This is a genomic window from Microbacterium sp. UBA837, assembly GCF_002296025.1.
GTDB lineage: Bacteria > Actinomycetota > Actinomycetes > Actinomycetales > Microbacteriaceae > Microbacterium.
Window position 1 is genome coordinate 1 of record NZ_DBHD01000117.1, and the last position, 15835, is coordinate 15835.

General features: G+C 67.9%; 15 protein-coding genes. 4 read left to right on the forward strand and 11 right to left on the reverse strand.

Annotated features, from left to right (window positions below):
• Positions 1–470: alpha-L-arabinofuranosidase C-terminal domain-containing protein (locus tag B3587_RS08900; RefSeq protein ID WP_292727957.1), on the forward strand; the 470-nt coding region annotated here is incomplete at its 5' end.
• Positions 471–490: 20 nt separating this feature from the next.
• On the opposite strand, the gene B3587_RS08905 is transcribed toward B3587_RS08900, so the two are convergent.
• Entirely contained in the window at positions 491–1555 is a 1065-nt protein-coding gene (locus B3587_RS08905) for a threonine aldolase family protein (protein ID WP_228177361.1), read from the reverse strand.
• A 43-nt stretch (positions 1556–1598) separates the two neighbouring features.
• A complete protein-coding gene (locus B3587_RS08910; RefSeq protein WP_292727960.1) occupies positions 1599–3023 on the reverse strand; it encodes a DUF6421 family protein in 1425 nt (474 codons plus the stop codon).
• A gap of 109 nt (positions 3024–3132) precedes the next feature.
• On the opposite strand from B3587_RS08910, the gene B3587_RS08915 reads away from it, so the two are divergent.
• The gene (locus tag B3587_RS08915) at positions 3133–3615 is read left to right on the forward strand and encodes an Lrp/AsnC family transcriptional regulator (RefSeq protein ID WP_292727962.1); all 483 of its coding nucleotides are present in this window, start codon (positions 3133–3135) and stop codon (positions 3613–3615) included.
• 17 nt (positions 3616–3632) lie between these two features.
• On the opposite strand, the gene B3587_RS08920 is transcribed toward B3587_RS08915, so the two are convergent.
• From B3587_RS08920 to B3587_RS08960, 9 genes are all read right to left on the reverse strand, one after another.
• Positions 3633–5132, reverse strand: a complete 1500-nt coding sequence (locus tag B3587_RS08920; RefSeq protein WP_292727964.1) for a CoA-acylating methylmalonate-semialdehyde dehydrogenase — start codon at positions 5130–5132, stop codon at positions 3633–3635.
• A gap of 47 nt (positions 5133–5179) precedes the next feature.
• Complete coding sequence (locus B3587_RS08925) at positions 5180–6487, reverse strand: aspartate aminotransferase family protein (RefSeq protein WP_228177357.1); 1308 nt, start codon at positions 6485–6487, stop codon at positions 5180–5182.
• Between the two features lie 64 nt (positions 6488–6551).
• Entirely contained in the window at positions 6552–7724 is a 1173-nt protein-coding gene (locus B3587_RS08930) for an ABC transporter substrate-binding protein (protein ID WP_228177356.1), read from the reverse strand.
• A gap of 58 nt (positions 7725–7782) precedes the next feature.
• The gene (locus tag B3587_RS08935; protein ID WP_228177355.1) at positions 7783–8568 is read right to left on the reverse strand and encodes an ABC transporter permease; all 786 of its coding nucleotides are present in this window, start codon (positions 8566–8568) and stop codon (positions 7783–7785) included.
• Entirely contained in the window at positions 8565–9383 is an 819-nt protein-coding gene (locus B3587_RS08940) for an ABC transporter ATP-binding protein (protein ID WP_292727968.1), read from the reverse strand. The genes B3587_RS08935 and B3587_RS08940 overlap by 4 nt, the downstream gene beginning before the upstream one ends.
• Positions 9380–10273, reverse strand: a complete 894-nt coding sequence (locus tag B3587_RS08945; protein ID WP_292727970.1) for an ABC transporter permease — start codon at positions 10271–10273, stop codon at positions 9380–9382. The genes B3587_RS08940 and B3587_RS08945 overlap by 4 nt, the downstream gene beginning before the upstream one ends.
• 30 nt (positions 10274–10303) lie before the next feature.
• Complete coding sequence (locus B3587_RS08950) at positions 10304–11320, reverse strand: TIGR03842 family LLM class F420-dependent oxidoreductase (RefSeq protein WP_292727980.1); 1017 nt, start codon at positions 11318–11320, stop codon at positions 10304–10306.
• A 10-nt stretch (positions 11321–11330) separates the two neighbouring features.
• Positions 11331–12794, reverse strand: coding sequence for a dihydropyrimidinase (gene hydA, locus B3587_RS08955; RefSeq protein ID WP_228177352.1), 1464 nt, complete (start codon positions 12792–12794; stop codon positions 11331–11333).
• Positions 12791–13639 carry a nitrilase-related carbon-nitrogen hydrolase gene (locus tag B3587_RS08960; RefSeq protein WP_292727971.1) on the reverse strand — a complete coding sequence of 283 codons (849 nt, stop codon included), beginning with the start codon at positions 13637–13639 and terminating at the stop codon, positions 12791–12793. The genes hydA and B3587_RS08960 overlap by 4 nt, the downstream gene beginning before the upstream one ends.
• A gap of 136 nt (positions 13640–13775) precedes the next feature.
• Between B3587_RS08960 and B3587_RS08965 the strand changes: the two genes are divergently transcribed.
• Positions 13776–15119, forward strand: a complete 1344-nt coding sequence (locus tag B3587_RS08965; RefSeq protein ID WP_292727973.1) for an aminotransferase class I/II-fold pyridoxal phosphate-dependent enzyme — start codon at positions 13776–13778, stop codon at positions 15117–15119.
• A gap of 67 nt (positions 15120–15186) precedes the next feature.
• On the forward strand, positions 15187–15835 hold a 649-nt coding region (locus B3587_RS08970; protein WP_292727975.1), incomplete at its 3' end, for an MFS transporter.

Sequence of the window (15835 nt, forward strand, 5' to 3'; positions counted from 1 at the left end):
TGACGATGGCCAACATCGCCCAGGCCGTCAACGTGCTGCAGGCCATGATCCTCACCGACGGCGAGAGCCTCGTGCTGACACCCACCTACCACGTGTTCGAGATGAACAAGGGTCACCAGGATGCGTTGCAGCTGGGCGCTCACGTCCTCGAGGTGCCGAGCGAGACGGTGGGGGATGAGGACCTACCGTTGTTGTCGCTGTCGGCATCCGTCAAGGACGAGACCGCCCTGGTGTCGTTGACGCACCTCTCGGCACACGACGACCTCGATGTCCGCATCGACCTGCGCGGTCGTGCTGCCACCGTTGTCCGTGCCCGGGTACTCACCGCCGAGAGCGCGTCGGACTTCAACGACCCGAGTGCACCCGATCGGGTGGCGCCGGTGTCGCTGGAGACGCGGATCGAGGACGGCATGCTCTCGGTGCGGCTCCCGGCGCACTCCTTCGCAACCGTCGAGCTCAATCTGGGTTGAGGGAGCCCGCGCGAGGTGCCTCAGGCGTTTGTCGCGCGGGCGATCGCCTCGATGAGCGCGTCGATGTCGGACTCGGTGGTGTCGAAGCTGCACACCCACCGAACCTCGCCGACCGAGGCATCCCAGTCGTAGAACCGGAAGCTCTCGCGGACCCGCTCGGCAGCTCCCGGCGGCAGGGTGGCGAAGATGCCGTTGGCCTGCGTCTGCTGTGTGAAGCCGACCCCGGTGATGGTGCCCGCGGCAATCGCCTCCTCCAGGCCACGCCGCAGCCGCGCTGCCATCGCGTTGGCATGGCGTGCGTTACGCAGGAACAGGTCGCCCTCGTACAGCGCGACGAGCTGGGCTGAGACGAACCGCATCTTCGAGGCCAGCTGCATGTTCATCTTGCGCAGGTAGTGCAGCCCCACGGATGCCGACTCGTTGAGCACCACGATCGCTTCAGCGGCAAGCGCCCCGTTCTTGGTGCCGCCGACGCTGACCACATCGACACCCGCATCCGTCGTGAAGGCATGCAGGGGGAGGCCCAGGGCCGCGGCGGCATTCGAGATCCGAGCGCCGTCCATGTAGAGGAGCATTCCGCGCTCGTGGACGTGGTCCGCGATCGCCCGGATCTCGGCCGGCGTATAGAGCGTGCCGAGTTCGCTCGACTGCGTGATGGCGACAACCAGCGGCTGAGCGCGGTGTTCATCACCCCACCCCCACGCCTCGGTGTCGATCAGCTCGGGCGTCAGCTTGCCGTCGGGAGTCGGGATCGTCAGGAGCTTGATGCCGCCGACCTTCTCGGGCGCGCCCCCTTCGTCGCTGTTGACGTGTGCCGTGGATGCCGCGATCACCGCCCCCCACCGGGGCAGCATCGACTGCAGTGCCGTGACGTTCGCGCCCGTGCCGTTGAAGACCGGGAACACCTCGACGGGCTTGCCGAAGTGACCAGCGAACACACCGTGGAGCCGTTCGGTCACCGAATCGGCGCCATACGCGGGCTCGTGATCGACGTTCGCGGCGGCGATCGCTGCGAGCACCTCGGGATGGATGCCTGAATAGTTGTCGGAGGCGAAGCCGCGGGCGTGGACGGGGGTGCTGGTCACCGTCTCAGCCTACGGTTCGCGCAGGCGTGCACTCGCGAGGCCGTCATGCGTCGCCAGCCCGGATGCCGGCCGTCGAGGCGATCACCGGGCGCATCTTCTTCTCCAGTGCTTCGTAGAACATCGACAGCGGGAACTCGTCGTCGAGCACGGCATCCGTGTAGCCCGAGAGGGGGCCAGCGAGCACGTCGTCGGGGAGTCCCCGGTTCCACCGCGAGGCGGGGTGGGGCGGCAGCGTCTGGCGGATGAGGTCGTAGGCGGCCAACCAGTGCACGGGCTTGGGGCGGTCGATCGAGGCCCAGTACAACTCGTCGATGCTGTCGGCGAGCGCAACGACGGCGGCAGGGACGGCGTCCCAGTCGATCGACAGGGCGGTATCGGTCCAGTTGAGCACGCCGCGCTGATGCAGCCAGGCGAACAGCAACTGCCCGCCCAGCCCGTCGTAATTGCGCACCCGGGAGCCCGTGATCGCGAAGCGGAAGATGCGGTCGAACACGACGGCGTACTGGACCAGTCGCGCGTGTTCGAGTGTTTCCTCCTCGGTCCCGCTCAGCGGCTCTCCGCCCTCGAGCCGAGCCTGCAGCCGCTCGTGGATCCGCACGCTCTCGCGGAAGGCGGTCAGATCGCAGCGCAGTTCCTCGAGGGCGTACAGGAAGTACGGCATCCGCTGCTTGATCATGAACGGGTCGAACGGCAGATCGCCCCGCATGTGGGTGCGGTCGTGGATGAGATCCCACATCACGAACGTGCGCTCGGCGAGGGCGGCGTCATCCAGCATTCGAGCCGCGTCGGCGGGAAGGTCGAGCTTCGTGATCTCGGCCGCCGCGCGGACGACCCGGCGGTAGCGGGCAGCCTCGCGGTCCTGGAAGATCCCTCCCCACGTGAAGGTCGGGATCTCGCGCATCGCCACGGTCTCGGGAAAGAGCACAGCAGAGTTCGTGTCATAGCCCGACGTGAAATCGATCAGGCGCAGCGAGACGAAGAGGGCATTGCCGTAGTCGGTGCTCTCGAGCTCGGCGACGAATTCTGGCCAGATGGCCTCGACCAGCACGGCTTCGACGTGGCGCTGGCGCGATCCGTTCTGCGTGTACATCGGGAAGACGACGAGGTGACGGATGCCGTCCACGCGCTGCCGCTGCGGTTGGAACTCCACGAGCGAGTCGAGGAAGTCCGGGATGCCGAATCCGCTCTCGACCCAGCGGTTGAAGTCCCGGGTGAGGGCGTTGAGGTAGTCGCTATCGTGCGGGAATGCGGGTGCCAGCTCCTCGACGGCGCGCATGATCGCCCCGACGTGCTCGCGGGCGGCGGCGTGATGCGCGGCATCCGGAATCGAGCCGTCGGCAGCCTGCAGCGGGTGCAGCGCCTCGGCTGCTGACTTCAACGCAAGCCAGGCCGCGGACACCTCGACCGAGGCGGCGATCTCGGCGGGCGCGAGGGGAGTGAGGGGTGCGGGGGACGACAGGGTCGACATGAGGCCTCCGAACGTAGGGTCGTCGCGAGTCTAGATTTTCTCCGTTCCTAATGCGTTTGGGCAGGAATATTTCCGGCTTTCGGCCGTTGCGGTCGATAGGCTCGTTCGCATGGTTCCGGAAACGCTGCTCCCTCGGCTCGATGACGACACCGATGCCCGCATCCTGCGCGCGCTATCGGTGGATGCGCGTGCGACTCTCGCCGACCTGTCAGGGGCAGTCGGTCTGTCGGTGTCGGCGGTGCAAGCGCGGGTGCGCCGACTGGAGAGCCGCGGGATCATCGCGGGTTACCGGGTCGTCGTTGATCCCGAGGCGGTCGGGAAGCCCCTCGCCGCGTTCGTCGAGATCACCCCGCTCGACCCGGCTCAGCCCGACACGGCCCCCGAGCTGCTCGCCCACCTCGAGGAGATCGAGGCGTGCCATTCGGTTGCGGGAGCGGCGAGCTACCTCCTGCTGGTGCGGGTCGCCACTCCGCGGCACCTCGAGTCGCTGTTGCGAGAGGTTCGCGCGGCAGCCAATGTGAGCACGCGAACGACCGTCGTGCTCCAGACGTTCTACGAGAACAGGCCGGTCGCGCCCGCTGCCCGCACCTGACGCGCGGCAGCTGCGGGTCACGTGTTCTGCGGGAACCCCAGGTTGACGCCGCCGTGCGAGGGGTCGAGCCAGCGAGACGTGACAGCCTTCTCTCGCGTGAAGAACGAGAAGGCCTGCGGTCCGTACGCCTTCGCGTCGCCGAACAGCGACGCCTTCCATCCGCCGAACGAGTGGTACGCGACCGGCACCGGGATGGGCACGTTGATGCCGACCATTCCGACGCTCACCTCGCGTTGGAACCGTCGCGCTGCGCCGCCGTCGTTCGTGAAGATCGCGGTGCCGTTGCCGTACGGGCTCGCGTTGATGATCTCGATCGCCTCGTCGTACGCGCCGACGCGCACGACCGACAGGACCGGCCCGAAGATCTCGTCGCGATACGCGGCAGACGAGGTCGGCACGGCGTCGAGCAGGGTGGGACCGAGCCAGAAGCCCCCGGGTTCGCCGTCGACCTCGACACCCGCGCCGTCGACCACGACCGTCGCACCGTCGTCGCGGGCGACCCCGATGTACGAGGCCACCTTGTCGCGGTGCGCCGCCGTGATGAGCGGGCCCATGTCGCACCCGCGCAGACCGTCACCGGTGCGCAGCGTCGCCATGCGTTCGGCGATCTTGTCGACGAGGGTGTCCGCGATCGAGTCGACCGCGAGCACGACGGACACCGCCATGCACCGCTCGCCCGCCGAACCGAAACCGGCATTGACCGCCGAGTCGGCCGCGAGGTCGAGGTCGGCATCCGGCAGCACCAGCATGTGGTTCTTCGCTCCGCCCAGAGCCTGCACGCGCTTGCCGTGCGCGCTCGCGGTCTCGTAGATGTACTTCGCGATGGGGGTCGAGCCGACGAACGACACCGACGCGATGTCGGGGTGCTCGAGGATCGCGTCGACGGCCTCCTTGTCGCCGTGCACGACCGAGAGCACTCCCGCCGGCAGCCCCGCCTCGGCGTAGCGCTCTGCGATCCAGTTCGCCGCCGAGGGGTCCTTCTCGCTGGGCTTGAGGACGACCGCGTTGCCGGCGGCCAGGGCGATCGGCACGAACCACAAGGGAACCATGGCGGGGAAGTTGAAGGGACTGATCACACCGACCACCCCGAGGGGTTGGCGCAGAGTGTACACATCGACGCCCGTCGACACGCTCTCGGAGTACTCACCCTTGAGCAGGTGCGGTGCGGCGCAGGCGAACTCGACGACCTCCAGGCCCCGGGCGATCTCGCCGTGAGCGTCGGCGAGCACCTTGCCGTGCTCCGACGTGAGGATGCGGGCCAGCTCCTCCTTGCGGGCGTTCAGGATCTCGCGAAAGGCGAACATGACGCCCTGCCGCTTGGCGAGGCTCGCGTCACGCCAGGCGGGTGCCGCGGCGGTCGCGGACGCGACGGCGGCGGCGACGTCGTCGGCTCCGGCCAGGCGCACCTCGCGCTGCGCTTCGCCGCGCGCCGGGTCGTACACCGGCGCCGTACGGGTCGAGGTGCCGGGCCAGGCGGCGCCGCCGACCCAGTGATCGAGGACGGGAAGATCGGACATCGGAGTGCCTTTCGTGAGGCGGGCGGTCTCGGCCGCGCCGGAGGGGGTCAGAGAGCGGCATCCAACAGGGCGAGCACGTCGTCGTAGATCTCGACGGCGCGCGCGACCTCGTCAGCGCTGACGGTGCACGGCGGCACGACATGGATGCGGTTGTCGACGGTGAATGGGAGCAGGCCGCGGGCGAGCATCTCGGACTTCGCCCGCGCGATCTCGCCCGCGCGCAGCGGGTCGCGGGTGTCGCGGTCAGCGACGAGCTCGAGGGCCCAGAACACACCCTCGCCGCGCACTTCCCCGACCACGGGATGGCGTTCGGCGAGGTCGGTGAGCGCGGGGGCGAGCACGTCCGAGCCGATGCGCCGCGCGTTCTCGACGATGCCCTCCGATTCCATGGCGTCGATCGTGGCGACGATCGACGCGGCCGCCAACGGGTGGCCGCTGTAGGTGAGGCCACCGGGAAACACGCGATCGTCGAACGCGTGAGCGATGGGGGCGCTGATCAGTACGCCGCCGATCGGGACGTAGCCAGAGTTGACGCCCTTCGCGAAGGTGATCAGATCGGGCACGACTTCGTGGCCCTCGAAGGCGAACCAGCGACCCGTTCGCCCGAACCCGGCCATCACCTCGTCGAGGATCAGCAGGATGTCGAACTCGTCGGCCAGTTCCCGCACCCCCGCGAGATAACCGGGCGGGGGCAGGAGGACCCCGGCGGTTCCGGGGATCGACTCGAGCAGGATCGCCGCGATCGTCGACGGACCCTCGGCTTCGATCACGCGCCGGAGATGGTGGAGGGCGCGTTCGCACTCCTGCTCGACGCTGTCGGCCCAGAACTCGCTGCGGTACAGGTATGGGCCGAAGAAGTGCACGTGGCCGCGAGCGAACTCGTTCGGCATCCGTCGCCAGTCGCCGGTCGACACGATCGCCGCCCCGGTATTGCCGTGATACGAGCGGTACGTCGAGAGCACTTTGTCGCGTCCCGTGACCAGGCGTGCCATTCGGATCGCGTTCTCGTTCGCGTCGGCCCCACCGTTGGTGAAGAAGACCTTCTCGAAGCCATCCGGTGCGTGCGCCACGATGCGCTGCGCGGCACGACCGCGCGCCAGGTTCGCAGCGGTCGGCGCGATGGTCGTCAGCACATCGGCCTGTGCCGCGATCGCCGACGTGACCGCCGGATGCTGGTGTCCGATGTTCACATTCACGAGCTGGCTCGAGAAGTCGAGGTATCGCTTACCCGACTCGTCCCAGAGCTCGGTGCCGGAGCCGCCCGCGAACACGAGCGGTGACAGCGCCGCCTGCGCCGACCACGAGTGGAACACGTGCGCACGATCGAGATCAAATGCTTCGCTGTCGGTGGTCATGAGCCCTGCTTCGTGGGGGGTGATGCCGGGTCGGCCGGCGATGCCGACCGACCCGGCGCGGGAGTTACTGGCCGCCCTCGGTGAGGGTGACCTCGATCGGGGTGTACGTCGCCGAGACGTCGTAGCCCTCCTCGACGAGTTCCGCGAGCGCCTGCTCGATGTACTCGTTCGAGTACGCCGACGCCGGCGGCTCGGCCGTGATGAGGTTCAGTCCGTCCTGGTTGACAGCCGACAGGGCCCCGGCGACAGTCTTGTCCCAGGCTGCCGGGTCCATCACGCCGAACTCCGAACCGTTCCAGATGAGCTTGTTGACCTCGTTCATCATCCACTCCTGGTGCACGGGTCCCACCGGGAAGGCAGCTTCGGCGTTGATCGCGTAGTCGTAGGTGATGGCGGCTGCCTCGACGGGATTGTCGCGGGCGTAGATCCAGCCCTTGGCGATGGCCTTCAGGAACCGCACTGCCGCATCGGCGTATGCCGGGTCGGAGGCCAGGCGCTCGGTGTCGGCCCAGATCGCGTCCTGCAACATCGCGCCCTCGGTCTCTTCGTACGAAATGACGTTGAGGTCCTCGAGAGTGTAGAGCTCACCGGTCTCGGGGTTGACGGTCTCGAGCACCTGCGCGAGTTCGTTGTAGGTCATCGCTTGGGCGGCGTCGACGTCTCCGTCCAGCAGCGCGTTCATGCTGAAGTCCTGCGTCGTGATCGACACCGTCGTGGAGTCGAGGTCCTCGGCGGCCATCGCCGCGAAGATCTCCCACTCGTTGCCGAAGCCCCACGAGCCGATCCGCTTGCCCTCGAAGTCGGCGACGCTCTCGATCCCCGAGTCGGCCCACGACACCTGGGTCGTCCCCGATTCCTGGTAGACCTGCGCGATGTCGGTGAGTTCCGCGCCGGTCGCCTCGAGGCTGCCGAGCACCTTCGGGACCCAGGCGATCGCGAAGTCCACGTCGCCGGCGATCAGCGCGTCCTGCGGCACGATGTCACCGCCCGAGGGGACGATCTCGACATCGTCGAAGCCCTCTTCGGCGAAGTAGCCCTGGTCGAGGGCGACGTAGTAGCCCGCGAACTGTGCTTGCGGCAGCCATTGCAGCTGCAAACTCACGGACGTGAGCGGCTCGAACTCGCCGCTGTCTTCGGTCGTTGCGGGTTCGGATGATCCCGCGCACGCCGCCAGTGCGAGTGCGGCGACGGTGAGGGTGGATGCGGCCACGAGGCCGCGTCTGGTGCTGTGTCTCACGGTGTTCCCTTCATCTGTGGGGTGCTCTCTCGGTGGTACGGGTGGTGCTCGATGCCGGTTAGACCGGCATCCTTCGGGTCGCCAGCCGCTCGAGCAGCGAGGTGACCAGGAAGAAGAAGAGGCCGATGATGATTCCGCCGAGGACGAAGGCCCAGGCGAGCGCGGCCCGCCCCGACTTGGCGTACGTCGCGATCGCGGTGCCGATGCCGTCAGCGGGCCCGCCGAAGTACTCCGCGACGAGGGCCGCGATGACCGCCAGCGAACTTGCGATCCGCAGACCCGTCATGAGGTAGGGCAGGGCCGTCGGCAGGGTCAGCAGTCGGAAAGTCTGCGCCGACGTGGCAGCCGACGCGCGGAACAGGTCGCGGTGCACGGGCCGGCTCTGCCGCAGGCCCCGCAACACGTTGACGAACACCGGGATGAACGCGGCAAGACCTGCAACCGCCTGCCTCCCGAACTGGCTGGACGCCCCGAACATCGTGTTCAACACCGGCGTGATCGCGACGATCGGAATCACCGCGAGCGCCGCGACGAGGGGGGCCAGCATCCCGTCGATCGGCCGGATCGCCGCGGCGAGCGCGGCCAGCGCGATGGCGATGAGCGATCCCGCGATGAGCCCCACGAAGGCGTTGGTCGCGGTGACGGCCATCCCCTCGGCGATGATGTTCCACCGCAGCACGAACTCCTGCGCGATCGCGATCGGACTCGGCAGCATCCGGGGCGCGGCGGCTGCGACGTCCACGTACAGCACCCAGGCCACGAGCCCGAGGATGCCGACCCCGACGGGAGCGGCGGTGCGCACCCACGACGGCAGCGCGGGAGCGGTGGGTTCGCGCAGGCTCATCGTTCGTTCGCCCTCTCGATCTTCGAGCCGTGCAACGCTTCGCGTACAGCCGTGACCCGCTCGAAATAGGCGGGGGACTCGCGCAGGTCGTCGTCACGCGCGTCGCCGAGTCCCACCGTGACGACTTCGGTGATGCGGCCCGGTCGCGGGCTCATCACGACGACACGGTCAGACAGGAACACCGCCTCGGGGATCGAGTGCGTCACGAACACCACCGCGGCGCCGGTCTCGGCGGCGATGCGGGTCAGCTCGGACTGCAGGTACTCGCGGGTCATCTCATCGAGCGCCCCGAACGGCTCGTCCATCAGCAGCAGGCGCGGACGGGTCGCGAGGGCGCGCGCGATTGCGACACGCTGTTGCATCCCGCCCGACAACTGGTCGGGATAGCGTTCGGTGAAATCCGACAACCCCACGAGTTCGGCGAGCTCCGCGACCCGCGCGGCGCGTTCCGGCTTGGCGGTGCCGTGAAGCTCGAGCGGCAGGGCGATGTTCGCGGCCACAGTGCGCCACGGCAGCAGTCCCGCCTGCTGGAACGCGATGCCGTAGTCCTGGTCGACCCGGGCGCGCGCCGCGGGTTTGCCGAAGATCTGCAGATCCCCGCTCGTGGCCGAATCGAGATCGGCGATCAGGCGCAGCAGCGTCGACTTTCCGCATCCCGAGGGCCCGATCAGCGAGACGAACTCGCCGGCCGCGACTTCGAGATCGACGCCCGTCAGCGCCGTGACATCGCCCGCCTTCGTCGGGAAGAACTTGCCCACGTCGCGTGCGTGCACGGCGGCGATCGCGGTCGGCGCGGTCGGTGTCTGAGGGGTCATGCGGTGGCCTCTCCTCGTCGGTAGCGGTGGAGTCCGACCCCGATCAGCGCGACGGACCCGGCGGCGATCAGACCCAGCACGATCGAGCCGAAGATGGGTCCCCACGGGGCGGCCGGATCGCTGGATCCCTGGCCGGCGAGTTGGATCAGCATCCGCCCGATTCCGCCGCGCATCCCGATCGAGACCTCTGCGACGACGACACCGAGCACGGCGTTCGCTGCCGCCAGGCGCAGCGCGGGCAGCAGGTGGGGTACGGCGGCGGGCAGCCGCAGGTGGCGCAGCGTCGACCAGTACCCGACGGCGTAGGTGCGCATGAGGTCGACGTGGATCCGGTCGGGGGCTTCGAGTCCGCGCAGAGCGCCGACAGCGACGGGGAAGAACGCGAGATACGACGCGATGACGGCGACCGACAGCCATTGCGGCCAGCTCGTCCCGCCGCGGTCGATCTGGTTGCCGATCGCGTTGATGACCGGGGCGAAGGCGATGAGCGGGACCGTTTGGCTTACGACGATCCAGGGCAGCAGCCCCCACTCCAGCAGCTGCCAGCGCTGCATCACGAGTGCCAGTGCGCCGCCGACGATGACGCCGAGCACCCACCCGACGGCGGCGATTCCCAGCGTCGTGACGGCCGCGATCGCGACTGTCGCGATCAGCGGCGGGGTTTCCCCCCCGCTGGTCGGCTCGAACAGTCGCGCGAGCATGTCCCACACGTGCGGCATCGCACGGTCGTGGGTGCGGGGCAGGATCATGACCCCCGAGCCCGTCTGACCCTCGACGGCGCCGATCACGACACCCTCCGCGGGCCCCAGGAACTTGTAGGCCTCCCAGAGCAGCACGATCGCGAGCACGCCGAGGATGCCCCAGCCCAGTCCCGTCGCCCTCCGGCTCATGTCTGCAGCCGCTTCACTCGCCGTCACGCCTCACGACTTGGCCGTGACCTTCTCGCGCAGGGCCGGGATCACGGTCTCGCCGTAGACGCGGAGGGTCTCCTCCTTGTTGTCGTGCTGCAGGTACCCCGCGAACTGCGTGACGCCGAGCTCCCGTAGCGCCCCGAGCTTGGCGATGTGCTCTTCGGCGGTGCCGAGGACGCAGAATCGGTCGACGATCTCGTCGGGAACGAAGTCCACGTGGTCGTTGTCGCTCTTGCCGTGCGAGTTGTAGTCGTAGCCGGTGCGCCCCTCGATGTAGTCGGTGAGAGCACGCGGCACGCTGCCGTCGGTGCCGTACTTCGCGACGATGTCGGCGACGTGATTGCCGACCATCCCCCCGAACCACCGGCACTGGTCGCGCATGTGCTCCCAGTCCTCGCCGATGTACATGGGGGCCGCGACGCAGAAGTCGATCGACTCGGGGTCGCGGCCGGCTGCCGCTGCGGCATCCTTGACCGTTTTGATCATCCAGGCCGCGATGTCGAGGTCCGCCAGCTGCAGGATGAATCCGTCGGCCACTTCGCCCGTGAGCTTCAGCGCGAGCGGCCCGTACGCTGCGACCCAGACGTCCAGCTCGGACCCCTGGCTCCACGGGAACTGCAGCGTCGATCCCTTGTACTCGACGGCTCGAGAGTTCGCGAGCTCCCGGATCACGTGGATGGACTCCCGCAGTTCGGCCAGCGTCGACGGCTTGCCGTTGGTGACCCGCACCGCCGAGTCGCCGCGCCCGATGCCGCAGATCGTGCGGTTTCCGTACATCTCGTTCAAGGTCGCGAACACGGATGCCGTGACCGTCCAGTCCCGTGTCGCGGGGTTCGTCACGAACGGGCCGACGACGACCTTGCGGGTCTCGGCGAGGATCGCTGAGTAGATCACGTACGGTTCCTCCCACAGCAGGTGGGAGTCGAAGGTCCAGACGTGGCTGAAACCGTGCGCTTCGGCCAGCTTCGACAGCTGGATCACGCGCGACGCGGGAGGATTCGTCTGCAGGACGACACCGAAGTCCATCGTCATCGCCTCACACCAGGTACTGGCTCAGGCCGCGCTTGACGAAGCTGCCGTCGCCCTTGCGTCCGAGGTACTGGCCTGCGTCGACGATCACCTTGCCCTTGGAGATCACGGTGTCGACGTGCCCGTCGATCTCGAACCCCTCCCAGGCGGAGTGGTCCATGTTCATGTGGTGGGACTTGCCGGTGCTATGACCCAGGTCGTCGACCGGGAGGCCGATGGAGGTGTGACCGTTCGGATCGTAGACGACGATGTCGGCATCCGCCCCGGGCTGGATGACACCCTTCTTGCCGTACATGCCGAACATGCGCGCCGGGGTGGTGCTCGTGAGTTCGACCCACCGCTCCAGGGTGATCTCGCCGGTGACGACGCCCTGGTACATGAGATCCATCCGGTGCTCGACTGAGCCGATGCCGTTGGGGATCTTACGGAAGTCCTCCAGGCCCAGGGTCTTCTGATCCTTCATGCAGAACGGGCAGTGGTCGGTGGAGACCATCTGCAGATCGTTGGTGCGCAGGGCCTGCCACATGTGGTCCTGGTGGCCCTCGGCGCGCGAGCGCAGCGGCGTCGAGCACACCCACTTGGCGCCCTCGAACTGGCCCCACTGCTCGCTCGAGGCGCCCAACTGCTCTTCCAGCGACAGGTAGAGATACTGCGGGCAGGTCTCGCCGAATACGTTGAATCCGTTGTCGCGAGCGGCCGCGAGCTGCGCGACAGCCTGTTTCGCCGAGACGTGCACGACGTACAACGGCGCCCCGGTGATGTTCGAGAGCATGATCGCGCGGTGGGTGGCCTCTTCTTCGGCCTGCCAAACGCGGGCCTTGCCGTGGAAGAAGGGTGAGGTCTTGCCGGCATCGACGAGTTGCTGGGCGAGCACGTCGATGACGGGGCCGTTCTCGGCGTGCATCATCGTGAGCAGCCCCGTGTCGGCGGCGACCTGCATCGCTTTCAGGATCTGGGCATCGTCCGAGTAGAAGACGCCGGGGTAGGCCATGAACAGCTTGTAGCTCGTGATGCCTTCGTCAACGAGGGTCGGCAAGAACGCGAGCGATTCGTCGTCGATGCCGCCGACGATCTGGTGGAACCCGTAGTCGATCGCGCAGTTTCCCGCTGCCAACTCGTGCCACTTCGCAAGGCCGTCGGGCACTTTCGTGCCGTACGTCTGCACGGCGAAGTCGACGATGGTCGTCGTACCGCCCCACGCTGCCGCGCGCGTGCCGGTTTCGAACGTGTCGCTCGCGAACGTGCCCCCGAAAGGCAGCTGCATGTGCGTGTGGGCGTCGATGCCGCCGGGGATGACGTACTTGGCGCTCGCATCGACGACAGTGTCGACGGATGCCGCCAGGTTCGTGCCGAGCAGTTCCGAGCCGGGCGCGAGGACGGCGACGATCTTCTCGCCGTCGACGAGGACATCGGCCGGAGCCCGCCCGGTGGCGGAGACGACGGTGCCGCCGGTGATCAGTGTCGTGCTCACGGTGCGGAGATCCCTTCGTAGCTGTCGGGGCGACGGTCGCGGTAGAACTGCCAGTCGTCGCGCATCTCCTGCACCATGTCGAGGTTCAGGTCGCGAATGAGGACCTCCTCGTGCTCGCTCGAGCCCAGCGCCCCGACGAAATTGCCGCGCGGGTCGATCACCTGGCTCGTGCCGTAGAAGCTGACAGCCTCGTCGCCGTACTCGTTGTCCTCGCGGCCGACGCGATTGGGCTGGAGGACGAAGTAGCCGTTGGCAACAGCCGCGCACGGCCCCTCGACCTCCCACAGGCGGTTGGACAGGCCCGGCTTGGTCGCATTGGGGTTGAAGACCATGTGCGCGCCGTTCAGGCCGAGCTCGCGCCATCCCTCCGGGAAATGGCGGTCGTAGCAGATGTACATGCCGACCTTTCCGACCGCCGAGTCGAAGACGGGGTAGCCGAGGTTGCCCGGACGGAAGTAGAACTTCTCCCAGAACTTCTCGACGTGGGGGATGTGGTTCTTGCGATACGCCCCCAGCACGGTGCCGTCGGCATCCACGAGAACCGCCGTGTTGTAGTAGACCCCGGTCTGCGCTTCCTCGTAGATCGGCAGCACCATCACAGTGCCGAGCTCCTTCGCTACCGCGGCGAAGCGCTCCACGATCGGGCCGTCGACCGGCTCGGCATAGCGGTAGTACTTCTTGTCCTGTGTGATGCCGAAGTAGGGCCCGTAGAAGAGCTCCTGGAAGCACACCACCTGCGCGCCGTCGGCGGCGGCATCCCTCGCGAATTGCTCGTGCCTGTCGAGCATGGATGCCTTGTCGCCGGTCCACGTCGTCTGCGTGATGGCCGCTCTCACCGTCGTCATCTCGTGCACTCTCCGTCCGGTCGAAGGGGCCACGAAGCGCCGTGGCGTGTCTGTTATTGTTCGGCGTGAACATTTCCCTTCGGTTTCGTCCCGTGTCGCGACCGTAAATGTTGGTGTGATCGAGATTGGGTGGGCGATGACCACGGTGATCGATCGTGCGCACTTCACCGATCCCACGCCGCGCGCTATCGCGGCAGAGCTTGCCCGCCTGATCACGGCCGGAGATCTGGCCGCCGGTGAGCGACTGCCGACCGTGCGCGAGGTCGCGGGACGGCTCGGTGTGAGCCCTGCGACAGTGAGCGCTGCGTGGAAGGCGCTCTCGCAGGCCGGGCTGATCGTCTCGCGTGGGCGGGCAGGATCGTTCGTGCGCGAGGAACGGCAGGAGTGGATGTCGCCGCGCGTGCAGGGCCTTGCCCAGCATCCGGGATCGCCGCGGCTCGACCTCTCGGGAGGGACTCCGGATGCCGACCTGCTCCCCGACCTCGCGCGTGCCTTCTCGCGGGTGTCGCCGCGCGCTCACACCGGTCGATACCACGAGTCGCCCGTGCTACCCGAACTGGAGACGTTGCTCCGCCGGGTGTGGCCGAGCGATGCGGAGGCGATCACTGTCGTCGACGGTGCCCTGGACGGCGTCGGTCGTGCGCTCGAACAGGTCGTGCGCTTCGGAGACCGCGTGGTGGTCGAAAACCCCGGCTTCCCGTACTTCTTCGACCTCATCGAGCACCTGGGGGCGCAGCCGATCCCCGTAGAACTCGACGCCGAGGGGATCGCGCCGAGTAGCTTCGCGCGTGCGCTCGCGACGAGGCCGACCGCGGTGCTTCTGCAGCCGCGCGCACACAACCCCACGGGTGTGTCGACGAGCCCCGAGCGCGCGGCTGAGCTTGCGCGATTGGTACGCGCCTCGCGAAACGGAGCGCGGGTCGTCATCATCGAGGACGACCATTCCGGGCTCGTAGCCGCAGCGCCCGAGGTGACGCTCGCCCGGTGGCTGCCAGAGCAGGTCGTGCACGTACGCAGCTTCTCGAAATCCCACGGTCCCGATCTGCGCATCGCCGCGCTCGGAGGCCCATCGCGCATCGTCGACCGCGTCGTGGCGCGCAGGCTGCTGGGGCCGGGATGGACCTCACGTACCATCCAGGCCGTACTCTTCGATCTCTTGTCAGACCCCGTATCGATCGAGGCTGTGGTTCGCGCCCGCGAGAGCTACCGGACTCGTCAGCGGGAGCTGGCCGGCGCACTGCGCCGCCACGGAGTCTCAGCCGTTGCCGGTGACGGCCTCAACGTCTCCTGGGACGTCGCGGACGAGCGCGCGGCGCTCCTTCATCTCGCTGCGGCCGGCATCGGTGTGGCGGCGGGGTCGCCCTTTTTCCTCTCAGACCGCACCGCTCGCCCCCTCATCCGCGTCACTGTCGGTCTCGTGAGCGGTGACGTCGATGCCGTGGCTGCCTCGCTCGCGCGTGCGGTGCGCGTGACGGGCTGAGCGCCACCGCCGCAGTTGCGGCATCCGGCTGTTCCCGACGTCCGAGCCGCGCAGTGCGCTTCCCCGCATGACGACTCCCGCTCCGGCGGATCCCACAGTTGCGCCGCGCACGCGGTTGATCCGTACCCCGAACGAGCGCGTGTTCCTCCACGTTCTCGTGAACACTGCGGCTGCGAACATCACGACGAGCTACCTCTGGTTCGCGCTGACCTTCTGGGTGTACCTCGTGACACTCCTCGTCCCCGAAGAGCGGCACGCGAATGCCAACGGTCTGGTCGGCACAGTGCAGGGGATCGCCTTCATCATCACCAGCGTGTTCAGCGGCCTGTCGGTCGGCCCGCTCGGCATGGAGTGGACGCTGCTCATCGCCATCGTCGCAACCGCGATCGCGGGTGTTCACCTGCTCCTGCTCCGGATTCCCGAGGAGCAGCCGGCGGCATCCGTCGGACGCGGTGTCGACCTGCGCGGCGCGATCACCGCTGTGAGACTGGCGCCCGGGCTCTTCGCACTCATCATCTTCTCGACGTGCAACAACCTCATCGGTGGGGTCTACATCGCCCTGATGGACCCGTACGGGCTGACCCTGTTCAGTGTCGAAGCCTGGGGCACCGTGTTCGGGGTCGCCGCGACGGGGTTCATCGTCGGCGGCGTCCTGATCGCCAGGTTCGGCCTCGGACGCAACCCGATTCGCACGATGTTGCTCGTGGTCGCGGGCA